Annotated in this window: 27 protein-coding genes; 12 read left to right on the top strand and 15 right to left on the bottom strand. The window is 61.3% G+C overall.

Annotated features, from left to right (window positions below; translation table 11 throughout):
• Window positions 1–61: 61 nt before the first annotated feature.
• The 3 genes from AOT96_RS16965 to AOT96_RS16955 are packed head-to-tail and all read right to left on the bottom strand — an operon-like array spanning window position 62 to window position 4,948.
• Window positions 62–1,210, bottom strand: coding sequence for a cellulase family glycosylhydrolase (locus tag AOT96_RS16965; RefSeq protein WP_054187559.1), 1,149 nt, complete (start codon window positions 1,208–1,210; stop codon window positions 62–64).
• Window positions 1,211–1,256: 46 nt separating this feature from the next.
• Window positions 1,257–2,990 carry an ArnT family glycosyltransferase gene (locus AOT96_RS16960; RefSeq protein WP_065352048.1) on the bottom strand — a complete coding sequence of 578 codons (1,734 nt, stop codon included), beginning with the start codon at window positions 2,988–2,990 and terminating at the stop codon, window positions 1,257–1,259.
• Window positions 2,987–4,948, bottom strand: a complete 1,962-nt coding sequence (locus tag AOT96_RS16955) for a hypothetical protein (RefSeq protein WP_065352047.1) — start codon at window positions 4,946–4,948, stop codon at window positions 2,987–2,989. Before AOT96_RS16955 ends, AOT96_RS16960 begins: the two co-directional genes overlap by 4 nt.
• A 306-nt stretch (window positions 4,949–5,254) precedes the next feature.
• Here AOT96_RS16955 and AOT96_RS16950 point away from each other — a divergent pair, with 306 nt between their 5' ends.
• Window positions 5,255–5,977, top strand: coding sequence for a hypothetical protein (locus tag AOT96_RS16950; protein WP_065352046.1), 723 nt, complete (start codon window positions 5,255–5,257; stop codon window positions 5,975–5,977).
• 33 nt (window positions 5,978–6,010) lie between these two features.
• On the opposite strand, the gene AOT96_RS16945 is transcribed toward AOT96_RS16950, so the two are convergent.
• The 10 genes from AOT96_RS16945 to AOT96_RS16905 all read right to left on the bottom strand — a co-directional run bounded on the left by AOT96_RS16945 (window position 6,011) and on the right by AOT96_RS16905 (window position 9,737).
• Entirely contained in the window at window positions 6,011–6,208 is a 198-nt protein-coding gene (locus AOT96_RS16945) for a CsbD family protein (RefSeq protein ID WP_007726588.1), read from the bottom strand.
• A gap of 101 nt (window positions 6,209–6,309) precedes the next feature.
• Window positions 6,310–6,573, bottom strand: a complete 264-nt coding sequence (locus AOT96_RS16940; RefSeq protein WP_003943661.1) for a GlsB/YeaQ/YmgE family stress response membrane protein — start codon at window positions 6,571–6,573, stop codon at window positions 6,310–6,312.
• Window positions 6,574–6,795: 222 nt separating this feature from the next.
• Entirely contained in the window at window positions 6,796–6,918 is a 123-nt protein-coding gene (locus tag AOT96_RS36350) for a hypothetical protein (RefSeq protein WP_003943707.1), read from the bottom strand.
• A gap of 64 nt (window positions 6,919–6,982) precedes the next feature.
• Entirely contained in the window at window positions 6,983–7,567 is a 585-nt protein-coding gene (locus tag AOT96_RS16935) for a hypothetical protein (protein WP_065352045.1), read from the bottom strand.
• A complete protein-coding gene (locus AOT96_RS16930) occupies window positions 7,564–8,133 on the bottom strand; it encodes a DUF6286 domain-containing protein (RefSeq protein ID WP_007726582.1) in 570 nt (189 codons plus the stop codon). The genes AOT96_RS16935 and AOT96_RS16930 overlap by 4 nt, the downstream gene beginning before the upstream one ends.
• The gene (locus tag AOT96_RS16925) at window positions 8,130–8,522 is read right to left on the bottom strand and encodes an Asp23/Gls24 family envelope stress response protein (RefSeq protein WP_051649755.1); all 393 of its coding nucleotides are present in this window, start codon (window positions 8,520–8,522) and stop codon (window positions 8,130–8,132) included. Before AOT96_RS16925 ends, AOT96_RS16930 begins: the two co-directional genes overlap by 4 nt.
• Window positions 8,515–8,694, bottom strand: coding sequence for a hypothetical protein (locus tag AOT96_RS16920; RefSeq protein WP_003943629.1), 180 nt, complete (start codon window positions 8,692–8,694; stop codon window positions 8,515–8,517). Before AOT96_RS16920 ends, AOT96_RS16925 begins: the two co-directional genes overlap by 8 nt.
• 38 nt (window positions 8,695–8,732) lie before the next feature.
• Entirely contained in the window at window positions 8,733–8,921 is a 189-nt protein-coding gene (locus AOT96_RS16915) for a hypothetical protein (RefSeq protein ID WP_007726577.1), read from the bottom strand.
• Between the two features lie 70 nt (window positions 8,922–8,991).
• The gene (locus tag AOT96_RS16910; protein WP_042925714.1) at window positions 8,992–9,276 is read right to left on the bottom strand and encodes a hypothetical protein; all 285 of its coding nucleotides are present in this window, start codon (window positions 9,274–9,276) and stop codon (window positions 8,992–8,994) included.
• Window positions 9,273–9,737, bottom strand: a complete 465-nt coding sequence (locus AOT96_RS16905; protein ID WP_003943699.1) for an Asp23/Gls24 family envelope stress response protein — start codon at window positions 9,735–9,737, stop codon at window positions 9,273–9,275. Before AOT96_RS16905 ends, AOT96_RS16910 begins: the two co-directional genes overlap by 4 nt.
• Window positions 9,738–9,923: 186 nt before the next feature.
• On the opposite strand from AOT96_RS16905, the gene AOT96_RS16900 reads away from it, so the two are divergent.
• Together AOT96_RS16900 and AOT96_RS16895 are read left to right on the top strand one after the other, a co-directional pair.
• Window positions 9,924–10,502: an RNA polymerase sigma factor gene (locus AOT96_RS16900; RefSeq protein ID WP_007726571.1), complete on the top strand. Its 579-nt coding sequence runs from the start codon at window positions 9,924–9,926 to the stop codon at window positions 10,500–10,502.
• Complete coding sequence (locus tag AOT96_RS16895; RefSeq protein ID WP_231917220.1) at window positions 10,499–10,990, top strand: hypothetical protein; 492 nt, start codon at window positions 10,499–10,501, stop codon at window positions 10,988–10,990. Before AOT96_RS16900 ends, AOT96_RS16895 begins: the two co-directional genes overlap by 4 nt.
• Before the next feature lie 220 nt (window positions 10,991–11,210).
• On the opposite strand, the gene AOT96_RS16885 is transcribed toward AOT96_RS16895, so the two are convergent.
• Complete coding sequence (locus AOT96_RS16885) at window positions 11,211–11,459, bottom strand: hypothetical protein (protein WP_007726566.1); 249 nt, start codon at window positions 11,457–11,459, stop codon at window positions 11,211–11,213.
• Between the two features lie 251 nt (window positions 11,460–11,710).
• Between AOT96_RS16885 and AOT96_RS16880 the strand changes: the two genes are divergently transcribed.
• From AOT96_RS16880 to AOT96_RS16860, 5 genes are all read left to right on the top strand, one after another.
• Window positions 11,711–13,015 (top strand): IS256-like element ISRer3 family transposase, encoded by a 1,305-nt coding sequence (locus AOT96_RS16880; protein WP_042927240.1) that lies wholly within the window; start codon window positions 11,711–11,713, stop codon window positions 13,013–13,015.
• 91 nt (window positions 13,016–13,106) lie between these two features.
• Complete coding sequence (locus AOT96_RS16875; RefSeq protein WP_136472457.1) at window positions 13,107–13,295, top strand: PI-type proteinase; 189 nt, start codon at window positions 13,107–13,109, stop codon at window positions 13,293–13,295.
• A 259-nt stretch (window positions 13,296–13,554) separates the two neighbouring features.
• Entirely contained in the window at window positions 13,555–13,974 is a 420-nt protein-coding gene (locus tag AOT96_RS16870) for an STAS domain-containing protein (protein ID WP_007726563.1), read from the top strand.
• Window positions 13,971–15,458 carry an alpha,alpha-trehalose-phosphate synthase (UDP-forming) gene (locus AOT96_RS16865; protein WP_064075809.1) on the top strand — a complete coding sequence of 496 codons (1,488 nt, stop codon included), beginning with the start codon at window positions 13,971–13,973 and terminating at the stop codon, window positions 15,456–15,458. Before AOT96_RS16870 ends, AOT96_RS16865 begins: the two co-directional genes overlap by 4 nt.
• A 136-nt stretch (window positions 15,459–15,594) precedes the next feature.
• Entirely contained in the window at window positions 15,595–15,972 is a 378-nt protein-coding gene (locus tag AOT96_RS16860; RefSeq protein WP_007726560.1) for a hypothetical protein, read from the top strand.
• Window positions 15,973–15,996: 24 nt separating this feature from the next.
• Here the strand turns inward: AOT96_RS16860 and AOT96_RS16855 are convergent, their stop codons facing one another.
• The gene (locus AOT96_RS16855; RefSeq protein ID WP_058227578.1) at window positions 15,997–16,299 is read right to left on the bottom strand and encodes a MerR family transcriptional regulator; all 303 of its coding nucleotides are present in this window, start codon (window positions 16,297–16,299) and stop codon (window positions 15,997–15,999) included.
• 358 nt (window positions 16,300–16,657) lie between these two features.
• Between AOT96_RS16855 and AOT96_RS35765 the strand changes: the two genes are divergently transcribed.
• The 4 genes from AOT96_RS35765 (at window position 16,658) to AOT96_RS16840 (ending at window position 18,374) form a co-directional block, all read left to right on the top strand.
• Complete coding sequence (locus AOT96_RS35765; RefSeq protein WP_003943664.1) at window positions 16,658–16,816, top strand: hypothetical protein; 159 nt, start codon at window positions 16,658–16,660, stop codon at window positions 16,814–16,816.
• An 84-nt stretch (window positions 16,817–16,900) separates the two neighbouring features.
• Window positions 16,901–17,446 (top strand): Dps family protein, encoded by a 546-nt coding sequence (locus AOT96_RS16850; RefSeq protein WP_003943731.1) that lies wholly within the window; start codon window positions 16,901–16,903, stop codon window positions 17,444–17,446.
• A 73-nt stretch (window positions 17,447–17,519) separates the two neighbouring features.
• Window positions 17,520–17,654 carry a hypothetical protein gene (locus AOT96_RS36345; RefSeq protein ID WP_256082897.1) on the top strand — a complete coding sequence of 45 codons (135 nt, stop codon included), beginning with the start codon at window positions 17,520–17,522 and terminating at the stop codon, window positions 17,652–17,654.
• 48 nt (window positions 17,655–17,702) lie between these two features.
• On the top strand, window positions 17,703–18,374 hold the full coding sequence (locus AOT96_RS16840; protein ID WP_042925720.1) for an ANTAR domain-containing response regulator: 672 nt from the start codon (window positions 17,703–17,705) through the stop codon (window positions 18,372–18,374).
• The last annotated feature ends 109 nt before the right edge of the window (window positions 18,375–18,483 follow it).

Raw genomic sequence — 18,483 nt, 5'->3', positions numbered from 1 at the left:
GTTATCAAATCGTGACCATACTCCCACTGGATGGAACTCCCAGTGGACTACTAGCAGTGTCCTAACTTGCCAGTGAAGCAATCACGTCGAAGAGTGGATCGTCAGGCCCGATATCCATTGTGCATTCGTTCGGCCGTGGATCCGGCACGAATGCCCACAGGAGAGCTCCGGCCGTACCGGCCACCTTCTGCCCCGTCAGCTTCGTCTCGATATTCGTGGCTCTGGTCGCCAGTGATTCACAACTGCCTGCCAATTCGCCTGTCTCGGCGACCAACAACGGCTTCCCGACGTTCGCGGCCTGTTCGATGCGACGCGCCAGTCCGTTCCACTGGTCGCCCGGAAGCGGAACCCCGTCTGCTCCGTAGTCGTGATACTGCAGAACGTCGACGAAGTCGGACTCGCTCACGTACTGGTAGTCGTCACCCGCAGTGCCGCACTGACCGCCCCCGACGTATCCGGCCGTGATCAGGGTGTTCGGATCGATCGCCCGAAGTTCGGCGCCTGCCGTGTCGAAGAACTCCCGCAACACCTGCGCGGAATCAGACGGGCACGTTCTTGTCCACCAATTGCAGGCGGCATCGGTACACAGGCTCGGTTCCGGCTCCCCCACCAATTCCCACGCCGCGACGGAAGGCTCGTTCTTCCAACGGTCGACGGCGGTGTGCATCCAGTCCTGGAAGCTCATGGTGGCTCGACCTGGGATCAGGTTCGCGACCTTCCACTCGTCGGTGTACCAGTCCCTGGATTTGAACAGCCCGTCATCACACCCGCTGTCCTGGGGTGAGAGCACCGGAATCGTGAACTGATTGTGTCGCGCCGCAGCGTCGAACACCGCGTCCATCGGGCCGAAATCCATCTCCCCGGACACCTTGTTCACCGCGAGCGCCTGGAACGCGTTGAAACGCGTGACGGAGTTCGGTGGCAGAGAACCGAAGTAGGCATCGAGATCGACCATGGCGCCACAGCCGAAGTTCACCGACCAATCAGTGGCCAGTTGATAAGCATTCAGCCCGGTAGGCCACCATGGCTGTCCGTCGAGCGTCAGTCCGCTCGACGACGCTCCCACCCGAACCGTCTTGGGCGAATCGGCAACCACCGGCGTCGTGAACATTCCTGTCACCACCGCGACGGTTGCAAAGCTGACTACAGCGGCAGCGATACGGCGACGCACTGTGCCAGGCACACGCGGACGCACTTCTTCAGAAGACATCTACAACCATCCACGTCATACGGACAATCCTCCCACACGAATTGCCTCATCGACCCGTTTGCCGTTCACCGGTGACGCGATACAAACGCCAGGCCGAAGGGTCCATGCCGCCGTCGTTGGGAACCTCGAGTACCAGCGCTCCCACACCGCCGGCCCCGGTGTCGTACATCGTCGGATAGCGCCGATTGACCGCGTCCGACACACCGCGACCGGTGTTCGGCACCGACAGGATGTATTCGACGTGATGTTCGGCGGGGTTGTTCAGTACGCGCACGAAGTCCGCATCGGAAGGCACGACGAATTGCCGAGGGTTGTTCGACGACGCCACGACGGCATAGCTCTGCACGGTGTCGAGCAGAACCGACCCCTCCGGCAGAGCCAAGTCGTCCAGGTATCTGGCGATGCGACGCTCGGCCGCAAACGTGCGCAGATTCGTCTGCTCCTCCAGGTTCTGCCGGCCCGGAATGATCGCACTGGCAATGGAATGCTCGAGCACTGCGATCCGCGCATTACCCATCGCGACAAACGTGACCAGCGTCGACCCGACCAGCAAGCACAGAGAGATCACAAGGGGCAGAGAGGGCCCCGACTGCTCGGGGTACGTCGATACCGAGCGTGACGCAGCAGCCCCCGGTCGACGCGTGACGACCGGCGCACCGCGAGGTGCGATCAGGACGACCAACACGAAACACAGCGGAATGATCGAAATGTAGAAGCGCAGAAGGGGAAACGTCGATCCCATCACGTAGAGCAAGGTTTGGGCACCGAGGATGGCGCCGAACAACACAAGAGGCACGACCACTTCGGTGTCGCGCCGCCGAAGTGCGTAGATGATTGCAAGGACCGCGAGCACCGGGAGCGCCGGGCCGAGTACGGCCATTTCGGTAATCGAGAACGCAAGACGGGCGATCGGTGAGTCGGTTCCGGCACCAGCCTGCTCCAGGATGGAACTGTTCCCGTAGACCGACGAGAACTGTTGGAACGCTTGACCTGTGATGAGCCAACTGGCAAACGACCACAAGGCGAAGGCAAGGAATCCCGGCATCAGCACTACGGCACCGTCGAGGGCTGCTGCCCAGAGCCGCAAGCCAGGCCCCGCGCCCTCGCCGCGCTCGTCAGCAGTCGGGCGGAAACGAAGCCAACTCACCACGGTCACCAGCACCACCGCGACGAACAGCGGGGCCAATGCGTCGTATCTGGTGAGGTACGCCAGAGCGAAAGCGAGGCCGGCACCGATGAGGTCGTGTACGTCGTCGCTTCGCATCCACCGAATCAACCGACGTGTCGCCCACAGAACGAAGAAGAGGAACGGAGCTTCGCTCATTCCGCTCGCCGCGTACATGATGATCATCGGGTTGACAGCGAACAGCACGGTCAGGACGACGGTGACCCATCGCGCACACCCACGGTCGCGGCTGATCCCACGTACCTGAATCACAGCACCAGCCATGAAGGCCGCGGACATCACGACCGCAGTGATGTTCCACCGCAGCAGATCCGGCCACCAATGACCCATCAGGCCCATCGGAATCTGGACTGCCGCCGTCAACGGGGTGAACACGAACCCGATCGCCGCGAAGTGCGGATCACGGCTGAGCAGCATCGCCGACACCGCGGCGACGCGGCTGAGCGAATCGGTGAAGATGAACCCGATACCCGCGTTCATCCACACGCCCAACGCGGTGTAGATCGCGAAGAGCGCGACGAACATCCGCCATGGCTTGCGGCCCGGTAGATCGTGGACCGCGACGGACAGGGCCGGGCGATCGGTGACGGTCACTGTCCGCGACGCCGAGCTACGAGCACACCACCGACGGCAACAGCGATCAGAACCACGGTCCCGAATCCGATCCAGCCGATCGTGACCGCGCTCAGTCCGGTCTCCTCTTCGGCCGAGGCCGCGGTGCCCAACGGGGCGACGTTGACTCCGACATCGAAGGGCTCACTTCCCCGAGGCGCGACCAGGAGATCGCCGGTCAGTTCTGCGAACCGGTCCTTCCCACTTTCCAACCAGTTGAGCAGACCGTCGGCATCGGCCGCATCACCCTCAGAGGTCAGCGCCACCACTTCGTTGTGCGAACCCGAAACCACCTGCAAGGCACCGTATTGTCCACCGAATTCAAGACCCTGCAAGCGCAGGAGCCCTTGATCTGCTGTGTCCATGGGTAGAGCCACCGGAGTGGGAAGCTTCCCGTCCGCCGCGATCAACAACGCCGGCAGCGAACTGGTCGCCGCGTCGCCGAAGGGGAGCACACGCGGTTGCAGCGGCAGATAGCTCAACCGCTGCATCGCGACAACGAGGCGCTGCGCGCGAACGAGATCTGCGAAATCACCGTGACTCAAACCGACATCGAGTGTGGGCAGCATCGACTGCGGTAATGCCTGGAATCCTCCAGGCGTCGGCGGGAATCCGGTAGTGGACGTGATGGTGCTTGCCGGATCGACAGTGAGCGAAGACGGGCTACTGGTGCCGCATTGGAAGTCGCCGGTCACATCCATCGAGACTTCGAAGGTCAGGTCGCGACGCAGGAGTTCGTTCGGAACATCGACGCCGATGTCGAAGCGCCCTGTCTCGTTCACCGTCTGCGAAGCAAGCCGTGAGTCCCCCAGCGAAATCGACAGTTCTCCGTTGCGTGAATTCGGCAGCGGTACATAGGAACCGATCATTCGGATCGACACGTCCTTCATCGGACGCCCCAGTTGCGACTGGCTGAACGGGACGTCGACCTCGATGTGATTGAGACCGGAAGCCGTCAACGTTCCGAGCTTCAGCTCACCGACGGTGATGGCGTCCTGGGAAATCTGGGCAACTGTGTTGTCCGGTGACGCGAGCGCCCTGCTCGCCGCCCAGTAGCCGTCGAAGTTCGCCGCCAACAGACTGACCTGAGGAACGAGGGTCTTGTCGTCCCCTGAAATTCGCAGCACTGGTGCACCATTCGGAGCAGCCGCGAGATCGATGCCGGCGTCCCCACTGTTGCCGAGTACTACAGCTCTCTCGAACAGTCCCGGCTCAGCGGACGGCAGACTCTGGCCGTTCGGCAGTTGTTCCACCACCACGGCGTCAGGCTGACTTCCGTACTTGTTGACAATCGCTGCACTCAGCTGCAGAGCCGCACTCTGCTGTGACCGTGACGAACCATCCGTGACGTAGATGGTTGCCTTCCTCAAAATCGGCGGAAAGAAGGTTGCAACAGTCGTGGGCTGCTGCTCGGCACCGTCGTAGGCGACAAAGGCATCCCGGAGCGCAAGGGGCTGGTATCTCGTTCGGTCGTAGCAGCGGTCGTCGACGGGAACGAGGTGAGCGATCATCGACACGGTCACGCTCCGGTCGACCACTTCGAGACCTTGCAACGGAACCGAAATCGGTAGGCCGGTTCCGGCCTGCCCGGCGTCGAAGTCGACGCGGCTCACCAATCTGCCGTCCGCAGTCACTTCGAGCCAACCCCTACTGAAGTCGGTCGGGGCGGTCAGGATTCCGGTCACGGCTGTTGCGGTGAGTCCGTCCGGCACCGGCACGGTCACCAAGACGGGTGCGTCATCGGAGGAGAACACGATGTCTGTTCCTCGTCCGAGTTCGGTGAAGGAGATCGGAGTTGTGGCTGCGGCGGCCACCGAAGTATCTGCGTCGTCCTCGAAATCCTGGGCGGAGGCGACACTGCCGAGCGGAAGCAACAAAGTGACCGCGACAGCCACCGGCATTGCCAGCGCGCGCGTCAGCCAGGTTCGAGAGTGGCCCATCAGCGTGTCTCCTCGACATTTCTTGTTTCCGCGCAATCACCAAACACAAATCACGAGTAGCAATCTCGCCAGTTCGCGACGGTCGCAGGTCCGATCGCACCGTTACGGACAAACAAACCATAACGACCAATTTATGCGTTTGGCTAATTATCCCGGCGGGCGAGACTTTTGTTACGGCATGTCACATGATTAGCAATCACCACCACTGGGAAGTCGAAAGACGCCACTGAAAAGCCCGTCAATACGCCTGAACGTCCGTCCAGTCCGGGCGCTTCACGGGCGGAGAATTCTCAGATAAAGGAAGCTGTGACGATCAATTCGATCATCCCCGCCGGCAGGAGTGCGATCGGGAAGCTGGTCGGTGCGCCGTTCCACTTCGCATCATCGCTGCGCATGGCCAGGGTTTTTCACCCTCACGGGATCGAACTGAAGGGAACATTGAAGCCGGCCACCCCATGGTGGCCGGTATCGGAGTCGTCGACGATTACCGTCACCGCTCGAATGTCGAAAGCCCTCGGAACACCCGGAGACCTACCCGACGTACTCGGCCTGGCGCTTCGGTTGCACGATGTCGGCGCAGATGAAAACCCGTGGGACATTCTTCTCGCAACATCAGGACTTTCTACCTTCTCGAAAATGTTTCCAGCTCCGGCTTTCTCGTGGAACGGCGCGAGATACAGCACACTGGTTCCTTACTCACGCGCGGGCGGTGCCGCGGCGTGGCTGATCGTGACACCGCGCGGTGTCCATCCGGCCGGCACTTCTTTGTCTGCATTGAAAGCTGCGGTCGATCATTCCCCGCTGCACTTCTCCGTGTACCTCGCGAGAATTCAACTTCAGTTGATACCGATCGGGCATCTCTGTCTCGACGAGGTCGAGGACCACCCGGATTGCCTCCAGCCGTCCTTCGATCCGATTCTGAACACACCGGCCCACATGCGCATGCTTCCGGAGTGGCTCGCAGAAACGCGCAAGTTCGCGTATCGCGGTAGCCGCAACGGCCGAGGAGGCACACAAAAGCGCGGTTGACCGGACGTGCCGATCAACCGCGCCGAAGCTCACTCAGCTTGTGAACTTGTCCTTGATATCCGAGACCTTGTCACTGACAGTGTCTCCGGCCTTCTTGACCTTCGCCTCGCCCTGATCGGCAACACCCTCGGCAGCCAGATCATCGTTGCCCGTGGCGTTTCCGAACTTTTCCTTCGCTTCGCCGATGAGATCCTCAGCGCGGTGCTTTGCCTTGTCGATGAAGTCAGACATGTATTTCTCCTTCTTGAATTCGGTGTGGATTCGGTCGTGCGTTCGGCCGTGGAATTCGGTCGTGGATTCAGTCGAACTCGAACTGCGTGGACAAATGCGTGTCAGCGTTTTCCGGTGACTGCCTTGACCAGGAACAGCAAGATGACAGCGCCGAGGAGGCAAGTGAGGAAGCTGAAGATCCAGCCCGCGCCCTCGACATCGACGCCGAAGACTCGAAGCAGGAAACCACCGATCAGACCGCCGATGACACCGACAACGATGTTGAGGAAGATCCCCTGCTGCGCATCGGTTTTCATGATCTTACTGCCGATCCAACCCGCCAGTCCACCGATGATGATCCAGGCGATGATACCGAGAGGAAGCATTTGGACTCCTTAGAGTAAAGAGGGGCGGCGCAATGAGAGACTGCCGGTAAAGGGAGAGTTCCGAGCGATCGGCCCGCGCAACTAGACCGTGATCGCGGGTAGTGTTTGTACACAACCGGACTCTCCGCCGCACGACGCGGGGGATCGCGCACTCAGTAGCAGCCACATTGTCTGCTTACCTTTCTATCAGGTGTTCACGACAGAACCAAAATGACTGGCGATTCACCACATACGAGAAACGACACTCACCGACGCGCACATGATCAGCGTCACTACGATCGCGATCGCCATCGAAGTGACGGTCGCCAGGAGCACCGTGACGCACAGTGCCACAGCAACATCCATGACTCTGTGCACGATCGGGAGGTCTACCAATACCCGGCCGTCGGGAGGCTCAAACCTCGATTGATCAGAGAGTTCTCGGCTCATCGTGTTTCGCGCTTTCCACGGCGATGTGAGTTCTGGTCGCGACGGATGGATCACCGACCACCGCAGCGACTTGATCCCCCGTGTCGGTGACGCGAGAAATCAGCTCGGACAACGTTTCCGATCCGGATACGACGCTACGTCTCAATGTCACTCGCAAATCGATCGTGCGAACTCCACGATCGAGCAACGCTTTTCCTCGGACACGCGACACTTCGTCGAAGCCCTCCAGTGATGCGCTCGCCCCTTCCGCCACCGCACCCAGATCCGCGGTGATGGAATTGTGTGAGTTCGACCCATGGACGGCGATCTCCTTCACCCGACGCAGCGGCACATGCGCGATCAACCACCGCAACGCGAGGAGGACTAGCAATACTCCCCCAGCTCCGACAGCCCATGGCCACCACGAGTGATCGACAAGATCTTCAGCCCACGGGATCTCGATACGCGCCGGGAAATCCTTGATCACGTCGCGATTCCACAGGATCGCTGCAACTCCCAGCGCTATCGCGAGCATCCCCACGACGCATGTCGCCACGCGATCCATCGCCGTCGCCGTCCGAGTCATGACAGCGATCCCGTCTGGATACGAACCTTGATTCGCGGCGATGGTGACAGCGACCCGGCCAAGTCCCCCAGCACCGCACGGATTTCAGATTCAGCGGTGGCGGCTCCATCGGGCGTGACCGAGGCCTTCACTTCCAGCTTGCGCCGGGTCGCGTGTGACGAAGCGGATCGAACCTGGGCCAGTGACTCGACGCGAACAGACGCTATCGCCGCTACATCGGCGGGATCGATCCACGTATTCGCGACTCCGACCAAGGCATTGGCAGTCTTTCGTCGCGGTTTGAGTCCGAGGATGACGAACCACAGGCCGAGAACGACGGCTGCGATCCCCGCCGGCAACATCCAACCCTCGTACGCGAGCCCGTCCACATATGCGGCAGCACTTGGTATCCACTGCGACCCGGTAATCACGCCGGTATCCACCAGCGCGTCGCGGACGCCGACCACGCCGAGCGCAAGTAGCGCCGCGGCGATGAGGAATCCCGTGACGGCCGATCCCGGCGCCGCAAGGGGAACAGGAGCAGCAGCCCTCGAGGCAGTGGGTGGTGCGACCTTGTCGGCGGTCATCGCACTTTCCTTCCCGCGTCACGCTTGGTCGATGCCGGGAGAACGCTCACGATCGCCACGTCCACGCCGTCTACGTCCAGGCCCGATACAGACTGCAACTGGGTTGTCACGTTCTCTCGCACCGCGGTACCGATGACCGACAAGGATCCGGGCCACTCGATCGCGATGTCCACCTTGGCCCGTACCCGCTTGCCGGATACCAGCACTCGCGCCCTCGGCAATTCGCGCCCGGTCAGTTTGTCCATGCCGCCGGCGTGATGACGCACCCCCGGGGTCCCGCGCGTCGCCTCGAGAACCAACTTCTGCGCGACTCTGTCTCGAATCGTCAGCGTTCCACGATCGCCCGGCTCGGCAAGCACAGACGACTCCGGTCGAGCTGTCTCAGCCACGTCCGCGACCCTTCAGCATCACACCGAGATCGAACTCGCCGTCACGCTGACCACCGACGAGGTATCCGATCACACCGAGAACCAGAGCGATGAGGAATCCGGTGAAACCGCCTGCAGCAGCTGCGACTCCGAGAAGTAGTCCTGCCAGTAGGCCGACAGTCGAGGTGGTCATGTGAATCCTCCGTTGTGGATGATGTTCGTTGGTGCGAGTCAGATCTCGGTGTAGGTCTTGGCACCCGGAAACCGAGCGCGCAAACGCGTGTACTGGGTCCGAGCGGGTTTCGCTATCTGCCGCATCGTGCCGCGCAGTGTCCTGCGCACACCCACACCGATCGGGGACGCGAAGTCCCGGTCGACGCGTTCGAGCGCTCGATTGAGCGCGTCAGCAGATCCGCCCACGTCGGGGTGGTAGCTCCTGATCGCCTCTCGGCGTGCGGATCGGCGATCAGGAACTGAACCCCGAGAGTGCTCAGGCATCGTGCGCACGACCGACTACGTCTTCCACTGTCACGTTCACGGGGCCTGTAACGAGTCCTGAAACCGCTTGGCGGATACGTAAAGCCGTATCTCGAACGGCGGCGTCGGAGAAGATGCACACATGGATGTCTGTCGACGACTCCGTCACCCGCACGCCGACGACGCGGCGACCGGGGAGGTACGTGCCAACCTCGCCGAACATTCCGGCATGAAGCGAGGCGACCCCAGGTATCCCCGTCACAGCCGCCGCGATGGTGTCGGCGATTTCGGAACTCACTGCACCCGTGCAGTCTTGGGCTCGCCGGTTTCGTCGTCACTGCCCTCGTCGAGGTGAACGTCGTGAACCGTGATGTTCACCTCGGTCACTTCGAGACCCGTCATCCGTTCGAGCGCCGCAATGACGTTGCGGCGAATGCCGGTGGCCAGATCGGCGAGCGATACGCCGTACTCGGCCACGATGTCGATGTCGACCGCTGCCTGCTTTTCGCCGACCTCGACCGATACTCCCTGGGAGTGGTTGACACTCGCGCCGGGGATCCGCTCGCGCAGTGCCCCGACAACCCGCGACGCTCCGCCGCCGACGTCGTACACGCCGCTCACCTCTCGCGTGGCGATGCCGGCAATCTTCGAGACAACGGTGTCGGCGATCGACGTCTTTCCTTGCGAACTCACGAGAGCCGAGTCGTTCGATGATGCAACATCCTTCGTAGATGCTGTCGCAACCTGCGTGCTGACCATTGTCATCTCCTCCTGTTGATCGATCTACCTGTGTAGTCGTCACTCGAAGGCAAAACCGAATGCCCCAGTCAGGTGACGTGCATCACTGACACTTGTTAGTTACTGTCCGTAACATTCAACGCCCCGGCCGGGCGAACAATCTTCGAACGCAGCCGAGTTTTCCGCATTTCCGCGAGAGGAGCGACTGTGGCGTTACCGCATACACAGGGGCTCACCGAAGCACCTGACGGTTTGGACACCGCGACAGTGAACGCTGCGATACTCGGCGACCGAGAAGCATTCGAGTCACTGGTGCACTACTACGGACCTGCACTTCACCGCTATGCGCGTCGCATGCTCGCAGACGAAGGTGACATTCTCGAGGTAGTCCAGGACACCTTCGTGGCCGCCTGGCGTCGACTCGATTCGTTTCGTGGCGAATCGTCGATGCGAACATGGCTTTTCGCGATCTGTTCCCGAAAGATCGTGGACAGCTATCGAATCAAGAGAGCTCAACCGATCGACGACAGATTGCTCGATCCTCTCGTGCCGTCTCCCGAGGCCGGCCCGTTCGACACGACCTCGAACTCCGCGTTCCTCGAGGCACTGGAAGAAGCGTTGGGTGAACTGCCTTATCGCCAGCGTGCGGCATGGACGCTGCGAGAGGTGGAGATGCTCACGTTCGTTCAAATCGGCAAGATTCTAAGACTCACCCCGGATGCGGTGCGCGGGCATCACCATCGTGCACGGGCTAACCTGAGTGAACGAATGACGAGGTGGCGATGACTGAATCACGAACCGACGCATTGATGGCGCACGCATCCGACGTCCTGCGGAACGCTCCCGAGCCGGGCTGGGATCGAATCAGCGACAAGGTGATCCGGGCGCTACGGTCGACCTCGGCGTCCGGTTGGCCGCTCGACGCACACGCGTCGGAAGGTCCACATCTAGGCACTGTGTCGGTGAGCGATCACGTACTCCGCACCCACTTGGCCGCCGAGATACGTTCTCGGCACCACTGCTCGCCGAGCAGCATCGAGTTCTTCGTCGACGGCCACGAAATACGTTCACTACGTATCGAACTGGCAGCGCCATACGGAGTGGATCTGGCCGAACTGTCGGACCGGGTTCGGTTCACCGTCGTGGACGTCGTTCACCTGATCCTCGGCGACACGGACCCACCGGTCTCTGCAGAGAGCATCCACGTCGCCGTAGTCGACATCGTCGATGATCTACCTGCCGAAGGGAACACCAAAAGCCACTCCGAACACTAGGTGTTTGTTCGGCAAGTGTTTGGGAACCCGGCACTCATGACCACTCCCCCACCACCGGATCCGGGCCCCGCCCCCGACCCGGGGCCGCCGACACCACCGGCGCCGACACCACCCGATCCGATGAATCCGCCGCCCGTGCCACCGACTCCGACGCCACCGAACCCGTACCCTCCGGATCCGATCCCGCAGATCTGACGTCGGCTGCCCCGAACTTCGGAGTTCAACCGCCGAGTTCGGCGATCATCTCGCTCAACGATTCTGCGGCGATACGTAGTTCACCTTCGTCGGGGTTGTCGGGTGAGGACGGTAGACGTTCGGCCAACTGCTCGCGAGTGACAAGCGAGATACCCTCGAGACCGAACCCTTCTTCATCGGGGACGTAGATCTCGATCTCGCCCCCGACCGCTACCAGTTCCGAATGGGGGCCACTGCCCAGCAGTGCACGCAGGTGTTCGGTCGTCACGGTCATATGGTTCACGTGAAATCTCCTGCTTCGGTGACAGCTGACTTTGCCGGTATGGACTCGACGTGACGTACTGGCTCGACGTGACGCACTACCCCCTACTGAGTACCCCTCGCGGGTGAGCGAGCAATGATCAGAACCTGTGGATGGTTCTCGGCGAGGCGGCGTGAGTGGGCGCACCTTCCCGGGAATGATCTGAAATTCCATCAGCTCTGATCAGGACCGGCGTTGGCGCGCTGGTTCGGGAAGGTACGCCCATGCTCACGGTAGTTCAGGATCAGCAATCCTCCAACGACGACAGCGGTGTTGGTCGGTCGTTGCTTGACGAGATCGTTCGCGACGGTGCCCGGCAGATGCTCGCGGCGGCGTTGGCCGCCGAAGTCGCCGCATACATCGAGCAGTTCGCCGAGCATCTCGATGAGCACGGCCGGCGGCTGGTGGTCCGCAACGGCTATCACCACGAGCGTGACGTGCTCACCGCGGCGGGGGCGGTGACGGTGACCGCACCGCGGGTCAACGACCGCCGTGTCGACGCCGAGACCGGTGAACGGCAACGGTTTTCCTCGGCGATCCTGCCGGCGTGGTCACGCAAGTCCCCGCAGATGACCGAGGTGTTGCCGCTGCTGTACCTGCACGGGCTGTCCAGCGGCGACTTCGGTGCGGCGTTGGAGCAGTTCCTCGGCACTGGTGCCGGGCTGTCGGCCTCGACGATCACCCGGCTGACCGCGCAATGGCAGGACGAGGCGAAGGCCTTCGCCGACCGGGATCTCTCGGGCACCGATTTCGTGTACCTATGGGTCGACGGCATCCATCTCAAGGTCCGCCTGGAGCAGGAGAAGCTGTGCTTGCTCGTGATGATCGGCGTCCGCGCCGACGGCCGCAAGGAGCTCGTCGCGCTCACCGATGGGTTCCGGGAGTCCACAGAGTCGTGGGCTGATCTGCTGCGCTCATGCCGACGCCGCGGGATGACCGCCCCGGTGCTGGCCGTCGGTGATGGGGCGCTGGGGTTCTGGAAGGCACTGCGGGAGGTGTTTCCGGATACCCGTGAACAGCGCTGCTGGTTTCACAAGCAGGCCAATGTGCTTGCTGCGCTGCCCAAGTCGGCTCATCCAGGTGCGACCGCGGCGATGCGGGAAATCTACAACGCCGAGGACATCGACAAGGCCCAGGTCGCGATCAAGGCCTTCGAGGTAGATTACGGCGCGAAGTACCCCAAGGCGGTCGCCAAGATCGTCGACGACGCCGACGTGCTCCTGGAGTTCTACCGGTACCCGGCCGAGCACTGGATCCACTTGCGCACTACGAATCCGATCGAATCGACGTTTGCGACCGTGCGGTTGCGAACCAAGGTCACCAAGGGCCCTGGGTCACGCGCAGCGGGGATTGCCATGGCCTACAAGCTGATCGACGCCGCACAAGCCCGCTGGCGGGCGGTCAACGCCCCCCATCTGGTCGCGCTGGTCCGTGCCGGCGCGGTGTTCCACAAAGGCAAGCTGCTCGAACGACCCATCGACATCTCACCCGCTGAGCCCGACGAATCAAGCGAAACGGAGGTCGCCTGAAACACCCTCATCCACAGGTCTTGACAATATCTCCGGGTGAGCAGGAAACGACAAGTACATGAACAACGACTTCCCGAAGGAAACGCACACCATGAGTGAACAGAATTCCACCGACCGCACGGATCAGACGGACGAGCCGCAGACCACCGGCACCGACCACGGTCCGGGAACCGGCTCCGACACCGCACCCAAGGACGTTCAGACCGATCCGTCGGGCGAACGTACGTGGGCCGACGAGGGCGGAGCCTCGAGCACCGGCCCGGCGACTGACACCGACTGATCCCGGAAGGTCTGAACCATCGGGACCAAGGTCCCGTGGGCCGACGCTCACGGGACCTTGAAATCCGTACGGATCTAACGCTTTTCACCTGGGTTTTCGCGATGCGGTAAGGTAGGCACTCAGCACGGTTGAGTACCCAGCCGTTGAAGACGAGCACGGTTCGTGCGTTGCTTCCCGTGCCGTTTCCCGGTTTCGAACGAAACCGTTTCGAACCAGACCGTTCGAACGAACCGTTTCGAGCAATCCGTCAGGAGTTTCGATGAACGAGTTTTCGAGAACTACAGATGAGCGTACGGACAGTCCCCCCACCTTCACGACGACCTGTGCCGAAAACATTCAGTCGCTCGTGGTCAGCGGCGAGATCGACGTCCGGTCCCGAGCTGATTTCGCTGCCTGCGTGGACGACCTGATCGGTGAGCGACACCCGTTCGTACTCGACTGCTCGGACGTCCAGTTCATCTCCGTCGGAGGTCTTTCCATCATCGAGACTCTGTCGGCCAAGGCACGGAGGCTCGGCGTGCCGTGGACGCTCGTCGCAGCGCACCCTGTCAGGCGTCCGCTGTCTCTTCTGAAGATGGACACCGACATCGTGTACACCGACTCGACAGCCGATGCAGTCGCGTACCTGTCCTCGACCTCCGTCCTGGACGAGACCCTGGCGGAGCCGATGTCGGCGTGAGTACCGATCTCGAAAAGCTCTCCGAATTCGTCGTCGTCGCAAACCGACTGCCGGTCGATCTCGAAACCGACGAAGACGGAAGCAAGAACTGGAAGCGAAGTCCGGGTGGGCTCGTCACTGCGCTCGAACCCATCCTCCGACAGCGGGATGGCGCCTGGGTCGGCTGGCCGGGGGTCGCGGACGAGAAGGTCGATCCGATAGTGGTTGACGGCCTTCGTCTGTTTCCCGTCGAGCTGACCTCTCAGGACCTCGCCGAGTACTACGAGGGGTTCTCCAACGACACGTTGTGGCCGCTCTACCACGACGTTCTGGTGGCTCCGACGTTCGAGCGGTCGTGGTGGCACACCTACGTCGCAGTCAACCAGCGGTTCGCCGAGGAAACCGCGCGTTGCGCCGCGGACGGAGCGACTGTCTGGGTGCAGGACTATCAGTTGCAACTTGTGCCGGCGATGCTGCGCGAGCTGCGGCCAGATCTGACGATCGGGTTCTTTCTTCATATCCCGTTCCCTCCGGTCGAGCTCTTCATGCAGCTTCCGTGGCGCAAGGAGATCGTCAGGGGAATGCTGGGCGCCGATCTGATCGGCTTCCACTTACCTGGTGGCGCAAACAATTTCCTGTTCTTGGCCCGCAAACTTCTCGGCCTCAAGACGACGACCGCGGGCGTCGGTGTTCGAAGTGCGCTCGGGCATGTGGATTTCGATTCTCGCGTCGTCAAGGTGGGCGCCTTTCCCATCTCCGTCGATTCTGCCGAACTCGAGCGCCAGTCGAAAAGCGATTCGGTCCTGCGTCGCGCGCGCGAATTGAAGGAAGAGCTGGGAAATCCCGAGAAAATCTTGCTGGGAGTCGACCGGCTGGACTACACCAAGGGTATCGACCTGCGGCTTCAAGCCTTGAAGGAACTCCTCGACGAGGATCGTCTGGATCCGGAGAAGTACACGATGGTGCAGCTCGCGACGCCCAGTCGTGAACGCGTGCAGCACTACATCGACCTGCGTAGCGTCATCGAAGAGCAGGTGGGCCGCATCAACGGTGACCACAGTCAGATCGGCCGCCCCGTCGTTCACTACCTGTATCAGCCGGTCGACCGTGAAGAACTGATCGCACTGTTCGTCGCTGCCGACGTCATGCTCGTGACGCCGATGCGCGACGGGATGAATCTGGTGGCCAAGGAGTACGTGGCCTGTCGTGGCGACCTCGGAGGTGCTCTCGTTCTCAGCGAGTTCACCGGTGCCGCAATGGAATTACGACAGTCATACCTGGTCAACCCGCACGATTTGGACGGCGTGAAGAATACGATCCTGACCGCAGTTCATCAGGATCCGAAGGAAGGCCGTCGCCGTATGGCTGCGCTGCATCGACAGGTCATGACACACGATGTGCATCAGTGGGCCGAGTCGTTCCTGACTGCGCTTGCCCCACCCGGACCGCTTCCGGACGATCAGTTCGTCACGGAGCGTGAGTCGAACTTTGCGCGCAACAACTGACCCTCACGGGCTTGCGTCAGTGCGCTCGGAGACTCGAGCTAGGATTGGTTTCAGTTCATCGTCAAGCAGCGGCTGCGAACTGATCTCCTCGACATAGCCGTGCAATGCTGCATCGGCCCAGAAAGACAGGCCGACCATGCCCCTCACGATGAAGTACTCCGAAACCTACAACGACGCTCTCATTGCGCTCGCTGCCGCTACTCATCGGCCGGCCAACGTGGTGAACCTGTTCGGCGAGTACGCCATTCGTGTTGACCTCGAATACAACCGGTTCCTTCTGGCGACCAATACCGCGGCTGGACTCTCCGATCGACCCGACAACGGAGAATCATGGCTGGTGCGGTTCTTCCAATCCGAGAACACCGACACTCCGGATCGCCTCCTCGCGGAGGCGTCGCATCAATGGTTGGTCGATGCGTTGGACGCCGCGCTCGAACAGATCGCAGCGGCAGGGAACAAGATCTCCGCCGACGCGGACTTCGGCGACCCTACCCGCACCGAAACTCCATCCTGAACGGCATCGTCTCGAGCAGCACCACTAGTCCCCCTCGGCGGTCAACTGGCTGATTCGAGCCGCTAAGACTGCATTCTCGGCCTCGAGGGACAGAATCAGACGAATACCGACGAGATTGACTCCGTCGTCGATCAGCGCGGTGATTCGTCCGAGCGTCTCCAGGTCGGCCTCGCTGTACCGGCGCGTACCGCCATCGGTACGGGTTGGTGTGAGCAAGCCCCTTCGCTCGTAAAGGCGCAGCGTCTGAGGTCCTACCCCGGACAGTTCAGACATCACTGAGATCCCGTACACGCCGCGCAGCGCCCGGGTCTGGGATTCCGACGTCACTGGAACCTCCTAGTTCGGTGTCGGCTGTCTCAATCGGCGTCACCCGACCTTAGCACCATCACGCAGTGAATCTGACGCCCAGGACATAGATTCAAGCGTGTCCAGGACCACTGACAACAAGAATCGTCGAGCAGAAAGGGCGTGAAATGGCAGATCAAAGCCGATTTCGACAAGATTGCACAATGCGCTTTCCTTCGCCCGCGAATCGAAGTAGCCTTGCCAATTATCTACATCGGCTGATATAGATTTTGTAGCACCCGAAAGCGCCATAACTGGAGCTCGAAGGCGCAGAACACCCAGACGTCGGAGTCGGTGGTTCAGCCGACTCCCTCACGGCACACTCTTCACCGGGAGCAAGATGACGACGATCGACATCCCGCCCACACAGGGCGAGAGCACCACCGGCATCGGAATCACTGTCGCAAGTGCGACTTTGACAACCGAAGAGGTCAAGCGCCGAATCGCGATGATGTACGGCGACCCGGTGACAGAGGAGCCAGTAGCACTCGCGCACTGAACCTGACCGACACGCGATCCGATTGACGATGGCGCGAGACCGCCCCACTGGAGGGCGATCCCCATCAAGACGAGAGGAAAACATATGTCCGAGTTCACCGTACCGGGACTGAGCAGCGCAGACGGTTCGTCCGTCGCCGATATTCTGCAGGAACGCCTCAGCGCCTACAACGATCTTCACCTCACGCTCAAGCACGTTCACTGGAACGTCGTGGGCCCCAACTTCATCGGCGTGCACGAGATGATCGACCCCCAGGTGGAGTTGGTTCGCGGCTACGCCGACGATGTGGCCGAACGTATCGCGGCACTGGGTAACTCGCCCAAGGGCACCGCGGGAGCAATCGAGCGCGATCGAACGTGGGACGACTACTCCGTCGGCCGCGACGACGCTCGTGCGCACCTCGCTGCGCTCGACCTCGTCTACACCGGGATCATCACCGACAGTCGCACCGCAATCGACAGCGTCGGCAAGATCGATCCGATCACCGAGGACATGTTGATCGGCCAGACGGCGCAGTTGGAAAAGTTCCAGTGGTTCGTTCGTGCTCACCTCGAGAACTCGGGTGGCAGCCTCGTACACGAAGGCGCGTCCACCGAGCAGGATGCCGCAAATGAGGCGCGTCAGAACTGACGCACCGTCCGCGGTTTCGGCCGATCGGGGGTCGGCCGAAATCGCACTCCCCACAACAGGAAAGGGCAAGAGCATGTCTGCGGACTCGCGCGGCACGTCGACACAAACACGTCGCGAGTATCAGATGTTCGTGTTGCAGCAGCGTTTGTTGTTCGGATCGATCGTGGCAGGCACCGCCCTCGGAGTTCTCGCGATCACCTACTTCTGAAATATCAGGGGCCGCAACCGTCGAAGACAGGACAGAAACGACACAATCATGAGTTCGAGCACTCTCCGCTCGATCGTTCGTAGCGATCGATTTGCGGCAAGCAGTTCTTCTCTTCTGCTCGTGGACAGCGATTTTCGTATCCAGGGCGCAAACGACGAATACCTTGCCGTATCCGGTCGCAGCCTCGATCAATTGCACCGAGTGGAAGTGTTCGAAGCCTTCCCCGACAATCCCGACGACTCGTTTGCCGATGGAATCTTCTCGTTGACAGCGTCATTCGAGCGCACGATGCGGTCCCGAACTCGGGACGCACTGCCGACTCAGCGTTACGACGTGCGCGACGAGCGCGGGAGCGGGATGTTTGTCACCCGCTATTGGAATACGGTGAATTCCGCCGTCACCGATGATGACGGCAGGGTCATCGGTGTGCTTCATCGTGTATACGAGGTTCAACGACCGCTGGCTCAGCAGTCCAGTTCGGCGTCAGACGTCCTCACCCGCCTTCGCGCGGAAAATGACGAACTGAGAAGAGCTTTGGATTCTCGGCCCTTGATCGAGCAGGCCAAGGGATTACTGATGGCCGAGCGTGAGTGCTCGGCCGACCAAGCCTTCGACTTTCTGGTCCAGATGTCGCAGGAATGGAACGTCAAGGTGCGCGACATCGCCGGTGGTCTTGTCGCCGCAGCAGAACGACGTGCCGTGGATCGAAAGAATTCCTGACGACCGGGATTCAAAAGTTGTACGGCTGGGTAATGACCGACCAGAGGTACCCCCGAAATCTTCCCCCTCGAGGGAGGAGCCTCGAAGGTCCCGCCGGTTCAGGCCGGCG

It is taken from the genome of Rhodococcus sp. 008 (genome assembly GCF_001682295.1).
In the GTDB taxonomy this organism is placed as follows: Bacteria; Actinomycetota; Actinomycetes; order Mycobacteriales; family Mycobacteriaceae; genus Rhodococcus_F; species Rhodococcus_F qingshengii.
The sequence above is the reverse complement of the archived record's forward strand: the minus strand, read 5'-3'. Positions and strand labels throughout refer to the sequence as shown.

Coding starts and splice junctions, on each gene's coding strand:
- AOT96_RS16965 (WP_054187559.1), bottom strand. CDS start 1,210: ATGTCTTCTGAAGAAGTGCGTCCGCGTGTGCCTGGCACAGTGCGTCGC.
- AOT96_RS16955 (WP_065352047.1), bottom strand. CDS start 4,948: ATGGGCCACTCTCGAACCTGGCTGACGCGCGCGCTGGCAATGCCGGTG.
- AOT96_RS16945 (WP_007726588.1), bottom strand. CDS start 6,208: ATGTCTGACTTCATCGACAAGGCAAAGCACCGCGCTGAGGATCTCATC.
- AOT96_RS16940 (WP_003943661.1), bottom strand. CDS start 6,573: ATGCTTCCTCTCGGTATCATCGCCTGGATCATCATCGGTGGACTGGCG.
- AOT96_RS36350 (WP_003943707.1), bottom strand. CDS start 6,918: ATGGATGTTGCTGTGGCACTGTGCGTCACGGTGCTCCTGGCGACCGTC.
- AOT96_RS16935 (WP_065352045.1), bottom strand. CDS start 7,567: ATGACTCGGACGGCGACGGCGATGGATCGCGTGGCGACATGCGTCGTG.
- AOT96_RS16930 (WP_007726582.1), bottom strand. CDS start 8,133: ATGACCGCCGACAAGGTCGCACCACCCACTGCCTCGAGGGCTGCTGCT.
- AOT96_RS16920 (WP_003943629.1), bottom strand. CDS start 8,694: ATGACCACCTCGACTGTCGGCCTACTGGCAGGACTACTTCTCGGAGTC.
- AOT96_RS16905 (WP_003943699.1), bottom strand. CDS start 9,737: ATGGTCAGCACGCAGGTTGCGACAGCATCTACGAAGGATGTTGCATCA.
- AOT96_RS16895 (WP_231917220.1), top strand. CDS start 10,499: ATGACTGAATCACGAACCGACGCATTGATGGCGCACGCATCCGACGTC.
- AOT96_RS16885 (WP_007726566.1), bottom strand. CDS start 11,459: ATGACCGTGACGACCGAACACCTGCGTGCACTGCTGGGCAGTGGCCCC.
- AOT96_RS16880 (WP_042927240.1), top strand. CDS start 11,711: ATGCTCACGGTAGTTCAGGATCAGCAATCCTCCAACGACGACAGCGGT.
- AOT96_RS16875 (WP_136472457.1), top strand. CDS start 13,107: ATGAGTGAACAGAATTCCACCGACCGCACGGATCAGACGGACGAGCCG.
- AOT96_RS16870 (WP_007726563.1), top strand. CDS start 13,555: ATGAACGAGTTTTCGAGAACTACAGATGAGCGTACGGACAGTCCCCCC.
- AOT96_RS16860 (WP_007726560.1), top strand. CDS start 15,595: ATGCCCCTCACGATGAAGTACTCCGAAACCTACAACGACGCTCTCATT.
- AOT96_RS35765 (WP_003943664.1), top strand. CDS start 16,658: ATGACGACGATCGACATCCCGCCCACACAGGGCGAGAGCACCACCGGC.
- AOT96_RS16850 (WP_003943731.1), top strand. CDS start 16,901: ATGTCCGAGTTCACCGTACCGGGACTGAGCAGCGCAGACGGTTCGTCC.
- AOT96_RS36345 (WP_256082897.1), top strand. CDS start 17,520: ATGTCTGCGGACTCGCGCGGCACGTCGACACAAACACGTCGCGAGTAT.
- AOT96_RS16840 (WP_042925720.1), top strand. CDS start 17,703: ATGAGTTCGAGCACTCTCCGCTCGATCGTTCGTAGCGATCGATTTGCG.